Genomic DNA, 18,362 nt, shown 5'->3' with positions numbered 1-18,362 from the left:
GAAGAGTGATGGCGATCAAATACGGGCGTCCGATCGAATTGCGCGAGGTTTCGCGCCGGGATGACGCTACGGCCTCCCCTGTCCTCGGTCTGACCGTCCGCCCGCGCCGCAACCGCAAGGCCGAATGGGCCCGGCGCATGGTGCGGGAGAACGTGCTCACCACCGACGACCTGATCTGGCCGCTGTTCCTGATCGACGGCGACAACAAGCGCGAGCAGATCGCCTCAATGCCCGGCGTCGAGCGCCTGAGCGTCGACCAGGCCGTGCGCGAGGCCGAGCGCGCCATGAAGCTCACCATCCCCTGCATCGCGCTGTTTCCCTACACCGACCCGTCCCTGCGCGATGAGGAAGGCTCGGAAGCGACCAACCCGAACAATCTGGTCTGCCAGGCTGTGCGCGCGATCAAGAAGGAGTTTCCCGAGATCGGCATTCTCTGCGACGTCGCGCTCGATCCCTTCACCAGCCACGGCCATGACGGCCTGATCTCCGACGGAAAGATCCTCAACGACGAGACCGTCGCCGTGCTGGTCCGCCAGGCGCTGGTGCAGGCCGAAGCCGGCTGCGACATCATCGCGCCCTCCGACATGATGGACGGCCGCGTCGCCGCCATCCGCGAGGGGCTGGATCGCACCGGCCTGCTCGACGTGCAGATCATGGCCTATGCCGCCAAATACGCCTCCGCCTTCTACGGCCCGTTCCGCGACGCCATCGGCTCGGCCAAGACGCTAACCGGCGACAAGCGCACCTACCAGATGGACAGCGCCAATACCGACGAGGCGCTGCGCGAGGTCGAGCTCGACATCGCCGAGGGCGCCGACATGGTGATGGTGAAGCCGGGCATGCCCTATCTCGACGTGGTCCGCCGCGTGAAGGACACCTTTGCGATGCCGACCTTCGCCTACCAGGTCTCCGGCGAATACGCGATGATCGCGGCCGCTGCCAACAACGGCTGGCTCGACGGCGAGCGCGCCATGATGGAGAGCCTGCTGGCCTTCAAGCGTGCCGGCGCCGATGGCGTGCTCAGCTATTTTGCACCGAGGGTCGCGGAGAAGCTGCGCGCCCAAGGATAAGCTCACGCGGTCTCCTCTGCCCCCGAATCGCCGGAATATTTCCGCTTCATGACCCGTGCGCACCCTTGGCACGGGAATGACCTGTTCCCATCTCCTGCCACGGGAGTTTCCCGTTGGGAGGACGGACCATGTCGTATGACTCGGGTAGTTCAGGCGCCTGGCGCAATAGCGGTGCGGTGCAGCCGCACGCCTATGACCCCGATCTGCATCCGGAACTGTTCCGCGGCGTTGCGATGCGGCGGGCGTTCGCCTTCCTGATCGACCTGGTCATCATCTCGGTGCCGGTGATCCTCGGCTATATCTTCATTTTCGTGTTCGGCGTCGTCACGCTCGGCGTCGGCTTTTTGCTGTTCGGGATCGCCTGGCCGGCATCCGTGGTCTGGGCCATCGTCTATTACGGTGCCTGCATCGGCGGTTCGTCGTCTGCGACCATCGGCATGCGCCTGATGGACCTGGAGCTGCGCACCTGGTACGGCGCGCCGGGCTATTTCGTGCTCGGCGCCACCCATGCCGTGCTGTTCTGGGTGACGGTCTCGTTCCTGACGCCGTTCGTGGTGCTGGTCGGCCTTTTCAATGGCCGCCGGCGCCTGCTGCACGATTTCGTGCTGGGCACGGTCGTGATCAACAATTCCGTTCGTGCTCCCGTGCCCCAGGCCGCAAGGACCTACTGAGAAGCCGGCGGTCAAGGACCTGTCAACCGGGACCGTCTAGACTGATGACTGACTGATCTGGCCTGCCAAGCAGGCCAATTGACCGGGGGCCTTCGTAGCGCGATGCTGATATTTTCTTCGGAGGCCCACGACGTCCCGTGACCCAGCACTCGCGCGACACCCCCCAGTTTTACCTCACGGCGCCCTCCCCCTGCCCGTATCTGCCGGGCCGGCATGAGCGCAAGGTGTTTACGCACCTGGTGGGCGAGCGCGCGGGCGACCTCAACGACCTCCTGACCCATGGCGGGTTCCGCCGCAGCCAATCGATTGCCTACCGGCCGGCCTGCGACCAGTGCCGTGCCTGCGTCTCGGTCCGGGTCGTCGCCAACGAGTTCCGCCCCTCCCGCAATTTCCGCAAAGTCATGGCCCGCAACGCCGACATCATCGGCGAGCAGCGCAGCGCGGTACCGACGTCCGAGCAATATTCGGTATTTCGCGCCTACCTCGACGCCCGCCACCGCCATGGCGGCATGGCCGACATGACCGTGCTCGACTACGCCATGATGGTCGAGGACAGCCATGTCGAGACCCGCATCATCGAGTACCGCAAGCGCGGCCCCGACAGCGGCATCACCGGCCGCGGAGAAGAGCTGATCGCGGTGGCGCTCACCGACGTGCTCAGCGACGGCCTGTCGATGGTCTATTCGTTCTTCGATCCGAGCCAGGTCAGCCGCTCGATGGGCACCTTCATGATCCTCGACCACATTGCCCGTGCCCGCCGGCAGGGACTGCCCTACGTCTATCTCGGCTACTGGATCGAGGGCTCCAAGAAGATGGACTACAAGGCCCGCTTCCTGCCGCAGCAGCGCCTCGCGCCCTCGGGCTGGCTGCGCATCGACGCGCAAGGCGACGCGGCGTCCGAGCCGCAGGAGTAAGGATGCGAGCGGTGGTTAGCGAGTAGCGAGTGGAACAAACCCCATTCGCTATTCGCCACTCAGCCGAACAGCGTATCCGTCAGCAGCTTCAGATTCAAAACCACGATGATGCCGGCGACGATCCAAGCGATAGCGGCGACGTATGGGGAAATCGCGAACTTGCCCATCTTGCGGCGGTCGGAGACGAACCGCACCAGCGGGATGACGGCGAAGGGCAGCTGCATCGACAGCACGACCTGGCTAAACACCAGCAGATCCGCGGTGCCGCGCTCGCCGTAGATCGCGGTGACCCCGATCACCGGAACGATGGCGATGCCGCGCGTCAGCAAGCGCCGCGCCCAGCTCGGCAGGCGTAGGTGGAGAAAGCCTTCCATCACGATCTGGCCGGCGAGAGTCGCGGTCACGGTCGAGTTCAGGCCCGAAGCGAGCAACGCAATCGCAAACAGCGTCGAAGCGATGCCGAGGCCAAGCAAGGGCGACAGCAACTCGAACGCCTGGCCGATCTCGGCGACATCGGAATGGCCGCTCTTGTGGAAGGTCGCGGCTGCGACGACGAGGATCGCGGCGTTGATGAACAGCGCCAGCATCAGGGCGATGGTCGAGTCCGTCGTCGCCCATTTGATCGCCTCGCGCCGGCCCTCATCGTTGCGCTTGTAGGCGCGCGTCTGCACGATCGAGGAGTGCAGATAGAGATTATGCGGCATCACCGTCGCGCCGATGATGCCGATGGCGATGTAGAGCATTTCCGGGTTGGTGAAGATTTCGGTCTTCGGCATGAAGCCGTGCAGAACTTCCACCACCGGCGGCGCCGCGGCCGCGATCTGGACCACGAAGCAGACCGCGATCACGGCGAGCAGCGCCATGACGAAAGCCTCCAGGAAACGGAAGCCGCGGTTCATCAGAATGAGGAGCAGGAATGCATCCAGCGCGGCGATCAGCGCGCCACCGATCAGGGGAATGCCGAACAGCAGCTTGAGCGCGATCGCGGTGCCGATGACCTCGGCCAGATCGCAGGCGATGATCGCGGCTTCGCAGGCGAGCCAGAGCAGGAAATTCACCGCCGGCGAATAGGTCGCCCGACAGGCCTGCGCGAGGTCGCGGTCGGTGACGATGCCGAGCCGCGCCGCCAGCGACTGCAGCAGGATCGCCATCAAGTTCGAGAGCAGGATGACGGAGAGCAGCGTGTAGCCGAACTTGGACCCGCCGGCGAGGTCGGTCGCCCAATTGCCGGGGTCCATGTAGCCGACCGAGACCAGATAGCCCGGGCCGACGAAGGCGAGCAACCGCCGCCACCACACCCCCGCTGCGGGAACGGCGACGGTGGAATTCACCTCGGCAAGGCTCTTGGTGACGGGCGCATCAGCCCGCCAGGCGGCGGCGTCGGGGGTTAGTTCGGGCGATCGAGCATCCATAGGGCGAGAATACCGAAGTCGCGGCTTATTGCAACTCATTTGCAACTGCATCTAGCGCAGGTGTTCCGGGCGGCTCCTTATTCGCCGTCCTGTCGGGAAGCGGGTGGGTTTGGCGGCCTTGCGGAGCCGATACTGGCGCCAATCCGAGTTTGCAGGAAATGCGCCATGTCAAATGCCCCACGCCTCCCCGACACCTTCAGCCGACTCGCCTGGTCCAACCTCGCGGCGCAATCGGCCGAGCAGATCGCGCTGGCCGCAGCCCCCATCGTCGCGGTGCTCACCCTGGGTGTTGCAGAAGGTCAGACCGGCCTGCTCCAGACCGCCCTGACTTTGCCCTTCGTCCTGTTCGCGATTCCGGCCGGCCTGCTCGCCGACCGCATCTCGCGCCGGTCGCTGATGGCCGGCGCCGAGGCGCTGCGAGCGGTTGCGCTTGCGGCGATCGTGCTGCTGATCGCAATCGGCGCGCTCAGTCTGCCGCTGCTGGCGCTGCTTGGCTTCGCGGCGGTATGCGGCACCGTCGTCTACAGCGTGGCTGCGCCGGCGCTGGTGCCCTCGCTGGTGAGTTCGGACCTGCTGCCGGCGGCCAATGCGCGGATCGAGCTGGCGCGCACCATCGCCTTTGCCAGCGGTCCTGCGCTCGGCGGCGCGCTGGTGGGATGGTGGGGCGCCAGCCCGGCCTTCGGGTTTGCGGCGGCACTCTCGGCCATCGCCGTGGTGCTGCTCTCCGGCATCTACGAGCCCGCGCGCGCTCCCGCCCCGCGGCGCCATCCGTTCCAGGAGATCCGCGAGGGCGCGGCCTTCGTGTTTCACCATCCGCTGCTGCGGCCGGTGTTCATTACCCAGTTCATCTTCAACACCGGCTGGTTCCTCCAGATCGCGGTGTTCGTGCCCTACGCCGTGCGCCATCTCGGCCTGACTGCCGCCGGCGTCGGCACGGTCCTGACGATGTACGGCGTCGGCATGGTGATCGGCGCGCTGGTCGCCACGCGCGTGATGAAGCGTATCGCGTTCGGTACCGTGGTCGGTCTCGGCCCGGTCACCGGCTTCATTGCCGCAGCGGTGATGGCGCTGACGGTGCTGGTCCCCTCGCCCTGGCTCGCGGCCTTGAGCTTCTTCCTGCTCGGCGTCGGGCCGATCCTTTGGGTGATCTCCACCACGACCTTGCGCCAGTCCGTGACGCCGCCGCGCCTGCTCGGCCGCGTCTCCGCCATCAACATCATGAGCTACGGCGCCCGCCCACTCGGCTCGGCGCTGGGGGCGATCGTCGGCGGATTCTGGAGTGCGGAAGCGTGCCTGTATCTCGCCGCGGCGGTGTTTGGCGTGCAGGCGCTGGTGATCCTGCTGTCGCCGGCTGTGGCACTCAACCGGCAGCCGGACATGGTGGGCGATGAGGCGGCGGTGCGGTGTTAGCCACACCATGACGGAGTGTGTTGGAGCAGCTTGCCTAACCCGCCAGATAGCGCTCGTAGCTCCCCGTCACCGGCTCGCTCGCATCGACGTCGGGATCGAGCGTGTAGAGGTCCTGCGCGCGGCCGATGCCGCGCAAGGCGTAGCGGCCGGTGGAGACGAGATAGCGCCGGCCGGCGGCGTCGAGGCCCTTGTAGAATTCCGATGAAGCCAGTAGCTCGCGGTCGACCGAGCGGCTCATCGAAGCGATGCGGCTGACCTCGTTGACGGTCGGGCCGACCACCGTGAAATCGAGCCGGTCCTCGCTGCCGATATTGCCGTAAAAGACTTCGCCGACGTGCAGGCCGATGTAAGCCGACGTGGTGGGACGGCCATCGGCCTCCCGCCGCTTGTTCAGCGCCGCGACCTTCTTGCGGAACAGATGCTCGGCACGCAGCGCGGCCCGCCGCGCATCCGCCATGTCCTCGCCCCAGAACATCGCGAGCACACCGTCGCCGATCAGCTTCAGCACGTCGCCGCCGGCATCGTGAATCGGATCGATCACGGCCTGCGCATAGTCGTTGAGGAACGGGATGATCTCGTCGGGGCCGATGCTCTCGCTGATGGCGGTCGAGCCGCGCAAATCCGAATACCACAGCACGGCGTTGATGCGTTCGGTGACGCCGCGCGAGATGCGCCCGCGCAGCACCTGCGCGGAGGCATCTCGGCCGAGATAGACGCGGCCGAGCGTGCGCGCGATATCGACCTGCTGCGCCGACTTGATCGCAAGCCCCAGCACCGGCACGAGGTCGCGCAAGGCTACGAGCTCGGATTCCGAGAAGCCGCTGTCGCGGCGGGTGGTCCAGCAGGAATAGAGGCAGTCCATCAGGCCGAGGGCGCCGTTCTCCCCGAAGCGGTGCACGAAGGCGAGATAGTGCTTGTGGCCTTTTTCCGCGAGCTCGCCGATCTGCGAGAAATCCATCGACGGCGCGTCGGCGAGATCGATCACCATCTCGTCCTGGCCGTGCTCGAGCATGTGGAAGAACACCGAGCGGCGCCAGCTCTGGGCCGCGTCGCCCTGGGCGGTCGAGCCGTATTCGAAGGCGTCGCTCTCGTTGCTGGGACGATCGCTCCAGCGGAAGCCGCGTCCTTCATAGATCGGATGCAGCGTGTCGATGACGACCAGCCCACGCGAGAGTTCCAGCCCTTCGGCGCAGCAACGCTCGCAGAAGCCGCGGAGCAGTTCGTTTTCGGGCAGGCCCGTGAGCCCTTGGCCGGTCAGCCAGTTCATCAGCGAAAGGCGCGAGGTCAATTGCATGCGCCATTATGCCGTGCATTCGTGACGAGCGAAAGGCGCAGGTCACGCGCGGGCCGTGCGCAAGGCTCCCGTCCCTTGCAGGTCGAATATGCCGCGGCCGCGGTTGACGCGCTCGCCGCGCGGACGGCAAATGCCTCGAGATGATGATTTTCTCGGACAGAATCGGACGCACGCGCGGATGAGCCAGCGCCAGCTTCCGATCATCCTGGCGCTCGGCACCACGCAGACCCTTGCCTGGGCCTCCAGCTATTATTTGCCGGCGCTGCTCGCCGATCCCATGGCGCGCGACCTCGGCGTCTCCTCCAACTGGATCTTCGGCGCGTTCTCGGCCTCTCTGGTGATCTCGGCGATGCTCGGCCCGCGGATCGGGCGGCAGATCGATCTGGTCGGCGGACGCCAGGTGCTGTCGGCTTCAAACCTCACCATTGCCGCCGGCCTCGTGCTGCTCGGCTTTTCCTATTCTGTCCCTGTCATGGCCTTCGCCTGGCTCGTGCTCGGCATCGGCATGGCGATGGGGCTTTACGATGCCGCCTTCGCTGCGCTTGGCCGCATCTACGGCACCGAGGCGCGTCGTTCGATCACCGGCATCACGCTGATGGCGGGCTTCGCCTCGACCATCGGCTGGCCCCTCACCGCCTGGGGCCTGTCGCATATCGGCTGGCGCGAGACCTGCTTTGCCTGGGCCGCCGCCAATATCCTGATCGGCCTGCCCCTCAATTTCTTCGTGCTGCCGACGATCAAGGGCGCCAGGCAGGCCGCGGCGACGGCGGAAAAGCCGCACGTGCCTCTCGACCGCACCATGATCCTGCTTGCCTTCGTCTTCGCCGCGGTCTGGACCGTCACCGGAGCGATGGCGGCGCATTTCCCGCGCATCCTGGAGACGACGGGGGCAACACCGGTCGAAGCCATCGCAGCCGGCGCGCTGATCGGGCCGGCGCAAGTCGGTGCGCGCATGCTCGAAGCCGGCTTCCTCAGCCGCTTCCATCCGCTGTGGTCGACACGGCTCGCCTGCCTCACCCATCCGGTCGGCGCGGTAATCGTGGCGGTCTTCGGCGGCGGCGCCGCAAGCGCGTTCGCGCTGTTCCACGGCTCCGGCAACGGCATCCTGACGATCGCGCGCGGCACGCTGCCGCTGTCGATCTTCGGCCCGAAAGATTTCGGCTACCGCCTCGGCATCATCGGCGCGCCGGCACGGATGGCACAAGCCGTCGCGCCGCTGGCCTTCGGCCTGCTCATCGACGTCATGGGCGCCAAGGTGCTGATGGTCTCCTCCGCGCTCAGCCTCTCGGCGCTGGCGGCGCTGTTCCTGATCCGCACCGAGAAGCGGCCGGATTGACCGAACCATTGCTTTCGCGCACAAGCCAGCCATGACCGAAGACAACCGCCCGCCCCGCACGTTCAAAGGCCTGCTGCGCTGGGCAACCACGCCACCGCAGGCCTGGGGCGTCTATCTCCTCGCCATCATCCTGGTCTGGCTGGTCTCCTTCTACGCTGGTTCACTGAAGCCGAAGAAGACTCCGGAGGCGAGCCCGCCTGCGGTGACCGCGCCAAAGGGCTAGCCGCGTCACTCGCAAAACTCCGGCGACAGCTTCTGGCTGTCGCGCCGGGCCTTGTCGCGGTTGATCCAGAGCTGCGTCTTCTCCTTGCTTGAAGCCTCGCCGGCCGGCGCCACGTCAATGCGGGCAGGTCTCGACCTCGACCGTGACGTGGCTCAGGCCCTTCAGCCCGGCGAGCCGCTTCTTGTAGACGGCCGGCTGCTTCGGCATGTCGGAGACCAACGAAACCAGGACGGCGCAATGGCCGGGACCGACTTGCCACAGATGCAGATCGGTGACGCGGTCATCGCCGGTCTCCATGCGTGCCCGGATCACCCGTTCCAGCTTCTCGTCGGCGCGCACGTCGAGCAGCACCGCGCCCGATGTCCTGATCAGCCCGAACGCCCAGCTCGCGATCACGGCGCTGCCGATCAGTCCGACGGCGGGATCGGCCCAGGCCCACCCCGAATACATCGCGACGGCGAGCGCCGCGATCGCCAGCACCGAGGTCGCGGCGTCGGCCATGACATGCACATAGGCGGCGCGCAGATTGTTGTCGTGGTGATCGTGGTGGTGATCGTGGTCGTGGTCATGATTGGCGTGATCACCATGATGATGATCATGGCTGTCACGCAGCAGCCACGCGCTGGCGAGGTTGACGCACAGGCCGAGCACGGCCACCGTGATCGCCTCGCCATAGACAATCGGCACCGGCGTGATCAGCCGCAGCACGCTCTCATACGCGATCTCGACCGCGATCAAGCCGAGGATGATCGCGCTGGCGAAGGCGGCGAGATCGCCGAACTTGCCGGTGCCGAAGGTGAAATGCGCGTTGCCCAGATGCCGGCGCGCGAATCGGTAGGCGAACACGGCGACGCCGAGTGCCGCCGCATGGGTTCCCATGTGCCAGCCGTCGGCGAGCAGCGCCATCGAGCCGAACAGCGAGCCCGCGACGATCTCGCCGACCATCATGACCAGCGTCAGCATCACGACGAGCCAGGTGCGCCGCTCATTCTCGTCGTGCTTCTCGCCCAGGAAGGCGTGCTCGTGGGTCCATTGTTCGATCGAGTGGGAATGCATTGCAAAGTCTCCGAAAGGTTCGGCCCGTTGACCTGCAATATAGACCTGCGGGAGGCCCGGGCAAAAATCAAGGAAACGAGCCAATTGACAGGTTGGGGGCGTTTCGGTGTAATGAAGCTCATGGGGATTTGAGCGATCTCCCCACGAGGCGACATGCCCAAGTATCGCGTCCCGTTTGTTCTTACGAGGGCGCATCATGTCTTCCTACACGACGATATCATCTGAAAAAATGGCACGGCTGATCGGCACGGCGAATGCCCCTGTCCTGATCGACGTGCGCACGGACGAGGATTTTGCCGCCGACCGGCGGCTGATCCCCGGCTCGATCAAGCTTAGCCACGACAAGGTCTCGGACTGGGGCGGCGACTTCGCCGGCCGTTCCGCGATCGTCTCCTGCCTGCGCGGAGAAAAACTCGCGCAGGGCACCGCCGCCTGGCTCAGGCAGCTCGGGGTGCAAGCCGAGACGCTGGAAGGCGGCTTCGAGGGCTGGAAGGCGGCAAAGCTGCCGCTGGTCGACACTCGCAAGCTGCCGCCGCGCGACGCCAAGGGACGCACCGTCTGGGTGACGCGGGCGCGGCCCAAGGTCGACCGCATCGCCTGCCCCTGGCTGATCCGCCGCTTCGTCGATCCCACCGCCGTGTTCCTGTTCGTGGCGCCGTCCGAAGTGGCGGCCGTCGGCGAACGCTTCAACGCGGCGCCCTTCGACATCGAGAACGTGTTCTGGAGCCACCGCGGCGAGCTCTGCACCTTCGACGTGATGATCGAGGAGTTCGGGATCGGCGCGCCTCCACTGCTCCGGCTGGCAACGCTGGTGCGCGGCGCCGACACCGCCCGGCCTGACCTCGCCCCGGAAGCCCCCGGCCTGCTCGCAGCTTCGCTCGGGCTGTCGCGGATGTATGATGACGACCTCGAACAGCTCGAGGCCGGCATGCTGCTCTACGACGCCTTCTACCGCTGGTGCCGCGACGCCACGTCCGAGACCCACAATTGGCCGACCAACAAGGCGAAGGCGTAATGGACACCCGTACGATCGAAGCAGGAGCTGATGCCGGTCACGGCATCAGTTTCGGCGAAGCGTTTCGCGTCTGGCTCCGCGTCGCCTGCCTGAGCTTCGGCGGGCCCGCGGGCCAGATCGCGGTGATGCACCGCATCCTGGTCGAGGAGAAGAACTGGATCTCGGAAGGCCGCTTCCTCCACGCGCTGAACTACTGCATGCTGCTGCCGGGACCGGAGGCGCAGCAGCTTGCCACCTATATCGGCTGGCTGATGCATCGCACCGCCGGCGGGCTGATGGCGGGCGGGTTGTTCATCCTGCCCGGCATCATCGCCATCATGGGCCTGAGCTACATCTACGCCGCCTTCGGCAATGTCAGCTTCGTCGAGGCGCTGTTCTTCGGGCTGAAGGCCGCGGTGCTTGCCATCGTGGTGGAAGCCGTATTCCGCGTCGGCAAGCGCGCACTGAAGAACCGCATCATGATCGCACTGGCCGCGACTGCCTTCGTGGCGATCTTCTTCTTCGCGGTGCCCTTTCCCATCATCATCCTCACCGCCGGCGTGATCGGCTATGTCGGCGCCAAACAGGGCCGGCCGGAATTCGCGGCGGCTGGTCACGGCCCAAGCGGCAGCGGCGCCTTGATCGACAGCATGCTCGGCGATGCCGTGCCCGATCACGTCCGCCCCGACACCGGCCGCACGGTCCGCGTCGGCGCGCTGTGGCTGGCGCTCTGGCTCATCCCGGTGATCGCGCTGCTTCTGGTGCTCGGACAGGCCAACGTGTTCAGCCAGATCGCGCTGTTCTTCTCGAAGATGTCGCTGGTCACCTTCGGCGGTGCCTATGCGGTGCTGGCCTATGTCGCCCAGCAGGCGGTCGAACATTACCACTGGCTGAAGCCGCACGAGATGCTCGACGGCCTCGGCATGGCCGAGACCACGCCCGGCCCGCTGATCATGGTGCTTCAGTTCGTGGGCTTCATGGCCGCTTATCGCGACGCCAGCGGCCTGTCGCCGATGTTAGCTGCGACGCTCGGCGGATTGCTCGCGACCTGGGTCACCTTCACGCCCTGCTTCCTCTGGATTTTCGTCGGCGCCCCCTACATCGAGCAACTGCGCGGCAACAAGGGCCTTGGCGGCGCGCTCAGCGCCATCACCGCCGCCGTCGTCGGCGTGATCCTCAACCTCTCGATCTGGTTCGCACTGCACACGCTGTTCCGTGAGACCGTGCCTGTGCATGCCTTCCCGCTGAACTTTGACATGCCAGTGCTGACCAGCGTCGATGTCCCCGCGCTCGTACTGTCGATCGCGGCCGCAACCGCGATCTTCCGGTTCAAGCTCGGGATGCTGACCGTGCTGGCCGGAAGCTGCGCGGCCGGCGTGGCGCTGCGGCTCGTGGGGGTGATCTAGAGCCTAGAGCCCGTAGGATGGGAAGAGCGCAAGCGAAACCCATCTGCAGACTTCAGGGCGCGCGGGCGGGTTTCTCCAGTGCTCAACCCATCACGGGCTATCGAGGCTTAAGCGACCGGGCGACAGCTTCCCAAAAGGCCTGCTCATCCGAATTACCGCTGTCTCTGGCTTGCTTTGCAAGGTGCATAGCATATGGCCCAGCATTTGGGCCGTGACGCGCCTCAAGTTCATGTGCGGCCCGCGACACTTCCATGTAATCAATGTTGGCCATCGATGCCCCCAAGCGAACGGACATCAGCACACTTCTCGCAAGCTTTTGCACTTCCGCTCCGGGAGCACAAGCCGCGCCGATGATGGCCACCGGAGCGACGTCTGCCGCGCGTCGCGTCGGGCAAAACACCCGCGCAAATTCTCCATCTCGCACGTCAACCCACGAAATTCTCGCCGCCTGCTCCGTCATTGCGAGCGGAGCTAAGCAATCCACACTGTCTCCGCGGAAAGATTCTGGATTGCTTCGCTCGCAATGACGAGGAGAGTGCCGAGCACTACACCATCACCGTCCCCGTGAGGACAGGGGTGGGTTTTAATGCGGTAGATCTACCGCATCATCATCCGCGCGATCGCTTCGCCAATCACCACCGTCGTGAAGTGGGTGTTGGCCCGGCAATCCGACGGCATGATCGAGGCGTCGGCGACCCGCAGGCCCGCGATGCCCTTCACGGTGCCGTCAGGATTGACCACGCCATCGGCATCATTGACGCCGCTCATGCGGCAACTGCCGGCCGCGTGCTGGATGTCGCCAGTCTCGCGGCGCAGCAGCGCGTCCAGCTCATGATCCGGCAGCGCTGCGGCCTGTTGCAATGTCAGGGCAGTGTCGGCGAGCCGGATCCAGTCGGCGATGCCGGCGAGCGCCGGCTGCGAGGTGATCACGGCCAGCCGCTTCACCGCATCCATCATGCGCAGCATGTCGCGAGGATCGGCCAGCATGTTCTCCTCGACAATGGGATCGATCGCGGGATCGGTCGAGGCCAATTTCAGCGTACCGCGCGAGTAGGCGTTGAACAGCCCGGCGCCGATCGCGCCCGGCACGCCGATGCCGCGATGGTTGAACGCGATCAGGATCATGTCGCGCTTGCCGCCGTCGGCGAGGCCCGACGAATAGGTCACGCAGCAATTGGTGTGGCGGGTGTCGGGATCGGTGGGCCTCAAGTTATCGTGGAGCTGGATCGTGGCACGAAACAGCGGATGGTCGAAGAAGTGCTTGCCGACCGGCAGATCGCGCTCGACCGCGATCCCCATCGCCTTCAGCTCATCGGCCGGTCCAACGCCCGAACGCAGCAGGATCGCCGGACTGTGGATCGCGCCGGCGCACAGCACGATCTGGCGCGCGCCGATCTCGTGGGTGCCCTGCCCCTCGATGTGAATCCGAAGGCCGGTCGCCCGGCCGTCACTGATCAGCACGCGATCGACCAGCGCGTGCCCGCGGATCTCCAGATTGGCGCGGATGCGCGCGGGCTCGAGGTATCCCTCATTGGTGGTGATGCGGCGGCTGTCGCGGCTGTTGATGGGATAGCAGGCGACGCCCTCGCCGTCCGGGCCGTTGACGTCGGCGCACCAGGGATAGCCGCTCGCCAGCGCCGCGTCGCGCAAGCCGCGATCGATCGGGCCCCATCTTTCGGGCGGAGCGCGATAGACCGGCAGCGGTCCGCCGCAGCCATGGCCCGGGGCGTCGCCGAACTCAAGATCGTCCTCGATCACCGAGAACAGCGGCATTACCTCTTTCGCCGACCAGCCGGTGCAGCCATTGGCGGCCCATTCGTCGAACGCATCGGCAACGCCGCGGATCGCGATCTGGCCGTTCATCATCGACGAGCCGCCGAGCCCCTTGCCGCGCCAGTAGAAGCGCGGCTCCTGGCCGGCCACACGGCGCGTCAGAAGATCAGGCCACTGCCATTTCTCCTGATACTCGCGCTTGTGGATGATCGGGATCGGGTTCGGCGTCCTCACCTCCCAGGGCGCCTCATCGGCGCGCCAGTCCAGCCCCGCCTCGAGCAGCAGGACACGCCGTGCGGGATCTTCGGAGAGCCGCGCCGCAACAGCGGCGCCGGCTGAGCCGCCGCCGACAACAATGACATCGTACATCGCGCTACTTCTCAACGTTCCAGAACACCGGGATGGCGGACGGTATCAGACCGCGCAAGGTCGCGCGATAGGCGGCCGGCTGGGCGAATTGGCCCCATGGAATTCCCGGCGCCTGGTCGTACAGGACGGTCTGGATCTCGCCGGCGATCTTCTTGCGGTCCTCCTCCGCCGGCGCCTTGGCGAAGGCCTCCACCAGCGGCGTGATGCGTGCATCGCACTGCCAGCCGGTGAAATCGGCGCAGTTGAAGGCGACCATGACGTTGGTCAGCGGCGAGCCCAGATCGAAGCCGCCGGCGTGAACGCCATAGACGCTCCAGCCTTCCTTCTTGGCGCGACGTGCCAGCACGCTCGCCCAGTCCATCACCTGGAGATCGACGTTGAAACCGGCCTGCTTGAGACGTTCGGCCAGTACCTGCGCCGACACGCGCGGGGCTTCGAGATCGTTGGCCTGCATGACGACGACAGGCTCGCCGGCATATTTCGTCGCCTTCAGCGCGGCCTTCGCCGCTTCGATCGACGGCTTGGCGGCGACTTCGGTGCCGGCCTTGCTGTCATAGGTGGTGCCGCAGGTGAAATAGGTCGCGCACGGCGTTGCGTATTTGGCATCGAGGCCGAGCGCATCCAGCACCTCGCGCTGGTCGACCAGCTTCCACAGCACGCGGCGAATTTCCGGATCGTCGAACGGCTTCGATGCGGCATTGAGGCGATAGGCGCCGGCGAACATGTTGCCGCCGGCGAAATTCACGAGCTTGACGCGTGCGTTCTTTTCGAGCGTCGGCAACAGATCGAACGGCGCGTATTGCATGAAATCGACTTCGCCGGCCTGGAGCGCGGAAGCGGCGGTCGAGCCGTCAGGGATGACCCTGATCTCGAGCGTGTCGATGTTGACGCGCTTGCCGCCGGCGAGGAAGTCGGCGGGCTCGGCGCGCGGCACATAGTCGGCGAACTTCTTCAGAATCATGCGATCGCCAGTGCGGTGATCGGCCTTGCTGTAGACGAACGGACCGGAGCCGACGATCTCGGTGATGCGCTGGTCGCCCGGCATTTTGGCGATGCGCTCGGGCATCATGAAGGCGACCGGGCTGACGGGATTGCCGAGCGCGTCGATGACCAGGCCGGAGGGCTCCTTCAGCGTCAGCACGAAGGTTTTCGCGTCGGTCGGCTCCAGCGAGGCCGTGACCGCAAAAATGCGGCGGCCGAGCGCACTGCGGGTGCCCCAGCGGCGCAGCGACGCCACGCAATCGGCTGCGGAGACCGGCTGGCCATCATGCCATTTCAGGCCGTCGCGCAGCGTGAAGGTATAGGTCAGGCCGTCCGCGGACACCTTCCAGTCCTGCACCATCTGCGGTTTGATGTCGCCCCTGGAATCCTTCGCGAACAACGTATCGAACACCATGTAGCCGAACGTGCGCGAAATATAGGCCGTGGAGAAATGCGGATCGAGCGTGACGATCTCCGCCTCGAGCACCGCGACGAGATTGCCCGCCGCCTGCGCCGGCGCCGCGACGATCGCGAGGCCAAGCAATGCCGGAATGAAAGCCTTCAGTTTGAACATTGGTGTGTTTTTGCCTTTTGACTGAAACGTTTGCAGTCGCCAGGAAAAAGCAATGTTCGTGCCCGAGAGGCAGAGGCACTTATGCGCTCACGGCTATCAGCCACGCGTTTGCGCGCCACACCCTTGCTGTCATCGCCCGGCTTGACCGGGCGATCCAGTACGCCGTGAGGCCTGAGTTCGAACCGGGAAGCCGCGGCGTACCGGATGCCCCGGTCAAGCCGGGGCATGACACCTGTGGTGTGACGACGGCCTGCGCCCCTACCCGATCACCCTGCCGAACTTGTTCGACTTCGGGAATCCCTTCGGCGCAAGGCGGCCGGCGTCGGCGCGGTTGCCTTGCCATTCGGCGAGCTCCTTCATGGTCGCAGAGAACTCGCGGCCCGCGGAGTCCTTCCAGGTCAGCCCCGCCTTGGCGTTGAACACGGCAACGTCGGAGAGACCGCCGTCCTTGTACTTCTGCAGGCGCGCGCCACGGCCACGCGGCATCTCCTGGGTCTGGTCGAGCGGGAAGATCAGCATCTTGCGGTTCTCGCCGATGACCGCGACGGTGTCGCCGAGCACCTCGGTCATGGCGCACGCCTCGTTCGGCATGTCGACGTTGAGGACCTGCTTGCCCTTCTTGGTGGTGCCGACGCAATCGTCCTCGTTGACGACGAAGCCCTGGCCCTCGTGGCTCGCCACCAGGAATTTGCGTCCGCCCTTGTAGACGAACAGCGCGACAGGAGCCGCCTCCTGCTCCATGTCGATGAACAAGCGGATCGGTTCGCCATGACCGCGGCCGCCCGGAAGTTTGGCGACATCGAGCGAGTAGAACTTGCCATTGGTGGCGAACAGCAGCAGCTTCGAGGTCGTTTCCGCGAAGAACGCGAAGCCGAGCTTGTCGTCCTGCTTGAAAGCGAGCCCCGAGAGATCCTCGACATGACCCTTCAGGGTGCGGATCCAGCCCTTGTCGGAGACCACGACCGTCACCGGCTCGCGCTCGACGAGGGCTTCCTCCATCGCGGCGAGATCGTGCTCCGGCGCGTCGGCAAAAGTGGTACGGCGCTTGCCAAGCGGCGTCTTGGGTCCGAACATGTCGCGGACCTTGCCGACCTGCTCGCCGACTTTCTTCCACTGCTCAGGCTCGGATGCGAGCAGCGCGTTGATGCCCTTGAGTTCGGCGCGGAGGTTCTTGTCCTCGGTGCGGATCTCCATCTCTTCGAGCTTGCGCAGGCTACGCAGCCGCATGTTGAGGATGGCTTCCGCCTGCACCTCGGTGAGCTTGAACGCCTTGATCAGCGCCGGCTTCGGCTCGTCCTCGGTTCGGATGATCCTGATCACCTCGTCGATGTTCAGATAGGCGATCAGCAGGCCGCCAAGGACCTCGAGCCGGCGCTCGATCTCGGCCTTGCGGTAATTGCTGCGGCGGATCAGGACATCACGCAGATGGTCGAGCCATTCGCGCAGGCACTCGGCGAGCCCCACCACCTTCGGAACGCGGCCTTTGATCAGTACGTTCAGGTTCAGCGGAATCTTGTTTTCGAGCTCGGTCAGCCGGAACAGCGATTCCATCATCAAGGCCGGATCGACATTCTTCGACTTCGGCTCGATCACGAGCCGGACGTCCTCGGCCGACTCGTCTCTGACATCGCCGACCAGCGGCAGCTTCTTCTGGTCCAGCAGCTCGGCGATCTTCTCGACCAGGCGCGACTTCTGCACCAGGAAGGGGATCTCGGTGACGACGACGACCCAGGTGCCGCGCGTACCCTCTTCCTGCTCCCATCGGGCGCGAACACGGAAGGAGCCGCGGCCGGTGGTGTAGGCTTCAGCGATCGCCTGCTTGGAATCGACGCAGATGCCGCCGGTCGGGAAATCCGGGCCCTTGACCCACTTCAGCAGCGCCTTGGATTTCGCCTCGGGCTTCTCGATCAGATGCAGCGCGGCGTCGCAAAGCTCGGCGGCGTTGTGCGGCGGGATCGAGGTCGCCATGCCGACCGCGATGCCCTGCGCACCGTTGGCGAGCAGGTTCGGGAAGCCACCGGGCAGAACCACCGGCTCTTTCGACTGGCCGTCGTAGTTGGGACGGAATTCCACCCCGTCCTCGTCGATGCCATCGAGCAGAAGCCGCGCGACATCGGTCATGCGCGCTTCGGTGTAGCGGTAGGCGGCCGGGTTATCGCCGTCGATATTGCCGAAATTGCCCTGACCGTCGACCAGCGGGTAGCGCGAGGAGAAATCCTGCGCGAGACGCACCATGGCGTCGTAGATCGCCTGGTCGCCATGCGGATGGAACGAGCCCATCACGTCGCCCACGATCTTGGCGGATTTCTTGAAGGCCGTGCCGGGGTCGAGCCGGAGCAGGCGCATGCCGTAGAGGATGCGCCGATGCACCGGCTTCAGGCCGTCTCGCGCATCCGGCAGCGCGCGGTGCATGATGGTGGAGAGCGCATAGGCGAGATAGCGCTCTTCCAGCGCCTCACGCAGCGGCACCTCGTGAATTTCGGCCGGCTCTTCCGGCGGAATCAATCGTTTTCCCATGCCGCCCGGTTAAACCGTGGAAGCGAATCGGGCAAGGATCGATTGGTTCCTGTGGGCGGCTAGTGCCCGGCCCAGCCGGCGATCACAGGCTGGCTCGCTTGCGAATTTTGGGCCTGTGTGGTGGTGGCCGGGGCATTGGTCACGCAACGCCGGGCCGTCTCGATCTCGGCCTCGGTCGCGCCCTTGGACCGTGCCCATGCCTCTGCGGCTGCAGCCGAATATTTCGCCACGTAGAACCTGACGACGGTGCAGGACGCACGGCGAAACAGTCCCGGCTGCTCGCCCGCGAGGGCGTCCGGCGCCAGCGCCATCAGCGCTGCCGAGATCACAAGTCCCTTGATCAGCATGAAGCTTATCCCCGG

The 18,362-nt window shown here is 65.6% G+C and carries 15 protein-coding genes; 8 read left to right on the top strand and 7 right to left on the bottom strand.

The window, feature by feature from the left end:
• The first annotated feature begins 8 nt into the window (after positions 1-8).
• The 3 genes from hemB to QSV46_RS31835 all read left to right on the top strand — a co-directional run bounded on the left by hemB (position 9) and on the right by QSV46_RS31835 (position 2,655).
• On the top strand, positions 9-1,070 hold the full coding sequence (gene hemB / locus QSV46_RS31845; protein ID WP_314960883.1) for a porphobilinogen synthase: 1,062 nt from the start codon (positions 9-11) through the stop codon (positions 1,068-1,070).
• Between the two features lie 128 nt (positions 1,071-1,198).
• Positions 1,199-1,741, top strand: a complete 543-nt coding sequence (locus tag QSV46_RS31840; protein WP_314960881.1) for an RDD family protein — start codon at positions 1,199-1,201, stop codon at positions 1,739-1,741.
• A gap of 137 nt (positions 1,742-1,878) precedes the next feature.
• Positions 1,879-2,655, top strand: a complete 777-nt coding sequence (locus QSV46_RS31835; protein WP_314960879.1) for an arginyltransferase — start codon at positions 1,879-1,881, stop codon at positions 2,653-2,655.
• Between the two features lie 59 nt (positions 2,656-2,714).
• Here the strand turns inward: QSV46_RS31835 and QSV46_RS31830 are convergent, their stop codons facing one another.
• Positions 2,715-4,067 (bottom strand): Nramp family divalent metal transporter, encoded by a 1,353-nt coding sequence (locus QSV46_RS31830; RefSeq protein ID WP_314960877.1) that lies wholly within the window; start codon positions 4,065-4,067, stop codon positions 2,715-2,717.
• A gap of 165 nt (positions 4,068-4,232) precedes the next feature.
• Between QSV46_RS31830 and QSV46_RS31825 the strand changes: the two genes are divergently transcribed.
• The gene (locus tag QSV46_RS31825; protein ID WP_314960876.1) at positions 4,233-5,477 is read left to right on the top strand and encodes an MFS transporter; all 1,245 of its coding nucleotides are present in this window, start codon (positions 4,233-4,235) and stop codon (positions 5,475-5,477) included.
• Between the two features lie 34 nt (positions 5,478-5,511).
• Here QSV46_RS31825 and QSV46_RS31820 read toward each other — a convergent pair whose 3' ends face one another.
• Positions 5,512-6,771 carry an adenylate/guanylate cyclase domain-containing protein gene (locus QSV46_RS31820; protein WP_314960875.1) on the bottom strand — a complete coding sequence of 420 codons (1,260 nt, stop codon included), beginning with the start codon at positions 6,769-6,771 and terminating at the stop codon, positions 5,512-5,514.
• Positions 6,772-6,949: 178 nt separating this feature from the next.
• Here QSV46_RS31820 and QSV46_RS31815 point away from each other — a divergent pair, with 178 nt between their 5' ends.
• On the top strand, positions 6,950-8,107 hold the full coding sequence (locus tag QSV46_RS31815) for an MFS transporter (protein WP_314960874.1): 1,158 nt from the start codon (positions 6,950-6,952) through the stop codon (positions 8,105-8,107).
• A gap of 31 nt (positions 8,108-8,138) precedes the next feature.
• Positions 8,139-8,330 carry a hypothetical protein gene (locus tag QSV46_RS31810; RefSeq protein WP_314960872.1) on the top strand — a complete coding sequence of 64 codons (192 nt, stop codon included), beginning with the start codon at positions 8,139-8,141 and terminating at the stop codon, positions 8,328-8,330.
• A gap of 114 nt (positions 8,331-8,444) precedes the next feature.
• Here the strand turns inward: QSV46_RS31810 and dmeF are convergent, their stop codons facing one another.
• Positions 8,445-9,386 (bottom strand): CDF family Co(II)/Ni(II) efflux transporter DmeF, encoded by a 942-nt coding sequence (gene dmeF, locus QSV46_RS31805; protein ID WP_314960870.1) that lies wholly within the window; start codon positions 9,384-9,386, stop codon positions 8,445-8,447.
• 196 nt (positions 9,387-9,582) lie between these two features.
• Between dmeF and QSV46_RS31800 the strand changes: the two genes are divergently transcribed.
• The gene (locus tag QSV46_RS31800; RefSeq protein WP_314960868.1) at positions 9,583-10,401 is read left to right on the top strand and encodes a chromate resistance protein ChrB domain-containing protein; all 819 of its coding nucleotides are present in this window, start codon (positions 9,583-9,585) and stop codon (positions 10,399-10,401) included.
• Complete coding sequence (chrA, locus tag QSV46_RS31795) at positions 10,401-11,786, top strand: chromate efflux transporter (RefSeq protein WP_314960866.1); 1,386 nt, start codon at positions 10,401-10,403, stop codon at positions 11,784-11,786. The genes QSV46_RS31800 and chrA overlap by 1 nt, the downstream gene beginning before the upstream one ends.
• A gap of 597 nt (positions 11,787-12,383) precedes the next feature.
• Here the strand turns inward: chrA and QSV46_RS31790 are convergent.
• The 4 genes from QSV46_RS31790 to QSV46_RS31775 form a co-directional block, all read right to left on the bottom strand.
• The gene (locus tag QSV46_RS31790; RefSeq protein ID WP_314960864.1) at positions 12,384-13,928 is read right to left on the bottom strand and encodes a GMC family oxidoreductase; all 1,545 of its coding nucleotides are present in this window, start codon (positions 13,926-13,928) and stop codon (positions 12,384-12,386) included.
• A 4-nt stretch (positions 13,929-13,932) separates the two neighbouring features.
• The gene (locus tag QSV46_RS31785; protein WP_314960863.1) at positions 13,933-15,483 is read right to left on the bottom strand and encodes an ABC transporter substrate-binding protein; all 1,551 of its coding nucleotides are present in this window, start codon (positions 15,481-15,483) and stop codon (positions 13,933-13,935) included.
• A gap of 258 nt (positions 15,484-15,741) precedes the next feature.
• Positions 15,742-18,000 carry a DNA topoisomerase IV subunit A gene (gene parC, locus QSV46_RS31780; protein ID WP_314960862.1) on the bottom strand — a complete coding sequence of 753 codons (2,259 nt, stop codon included), beginning with the start codon at positions 17,998-18,000 and terminating at the stop codon, positions 15,742-15,744.
• Positions 18,001-18,059: 59 nt separating this feature from the next.
• On the bottom strand, positions 18,060-18,347 hold the full coding sequence (locus QSV46_RS31775; protein ID WP_314960860.1) for a hypothetical protein: 288 nt from the start codon (positions 18,345-18,347) through the stop codon (positions 18,060-18,062).
• Positions 18,348-18,362: the final 15 nt, after the last annotated feature.

The sequence above is a fragment of the Bradyrhizobium cosmicum genome, assembly GCF_032290525.1.
Taxonomy (GTDB): domain Bacteria; phylum Pseudomonadota; class Alphaproteobacteria; order Rhizobiales; family Xanthobacteraceae; genus Bradyrhizobium; species Bradyrhizobium cosmicum_A.
The sequence above is the reverse complement of the archived record's forward strand: the minus strand, read 5'-3'. Positions and strand labels throughout refer to the sequence as shown.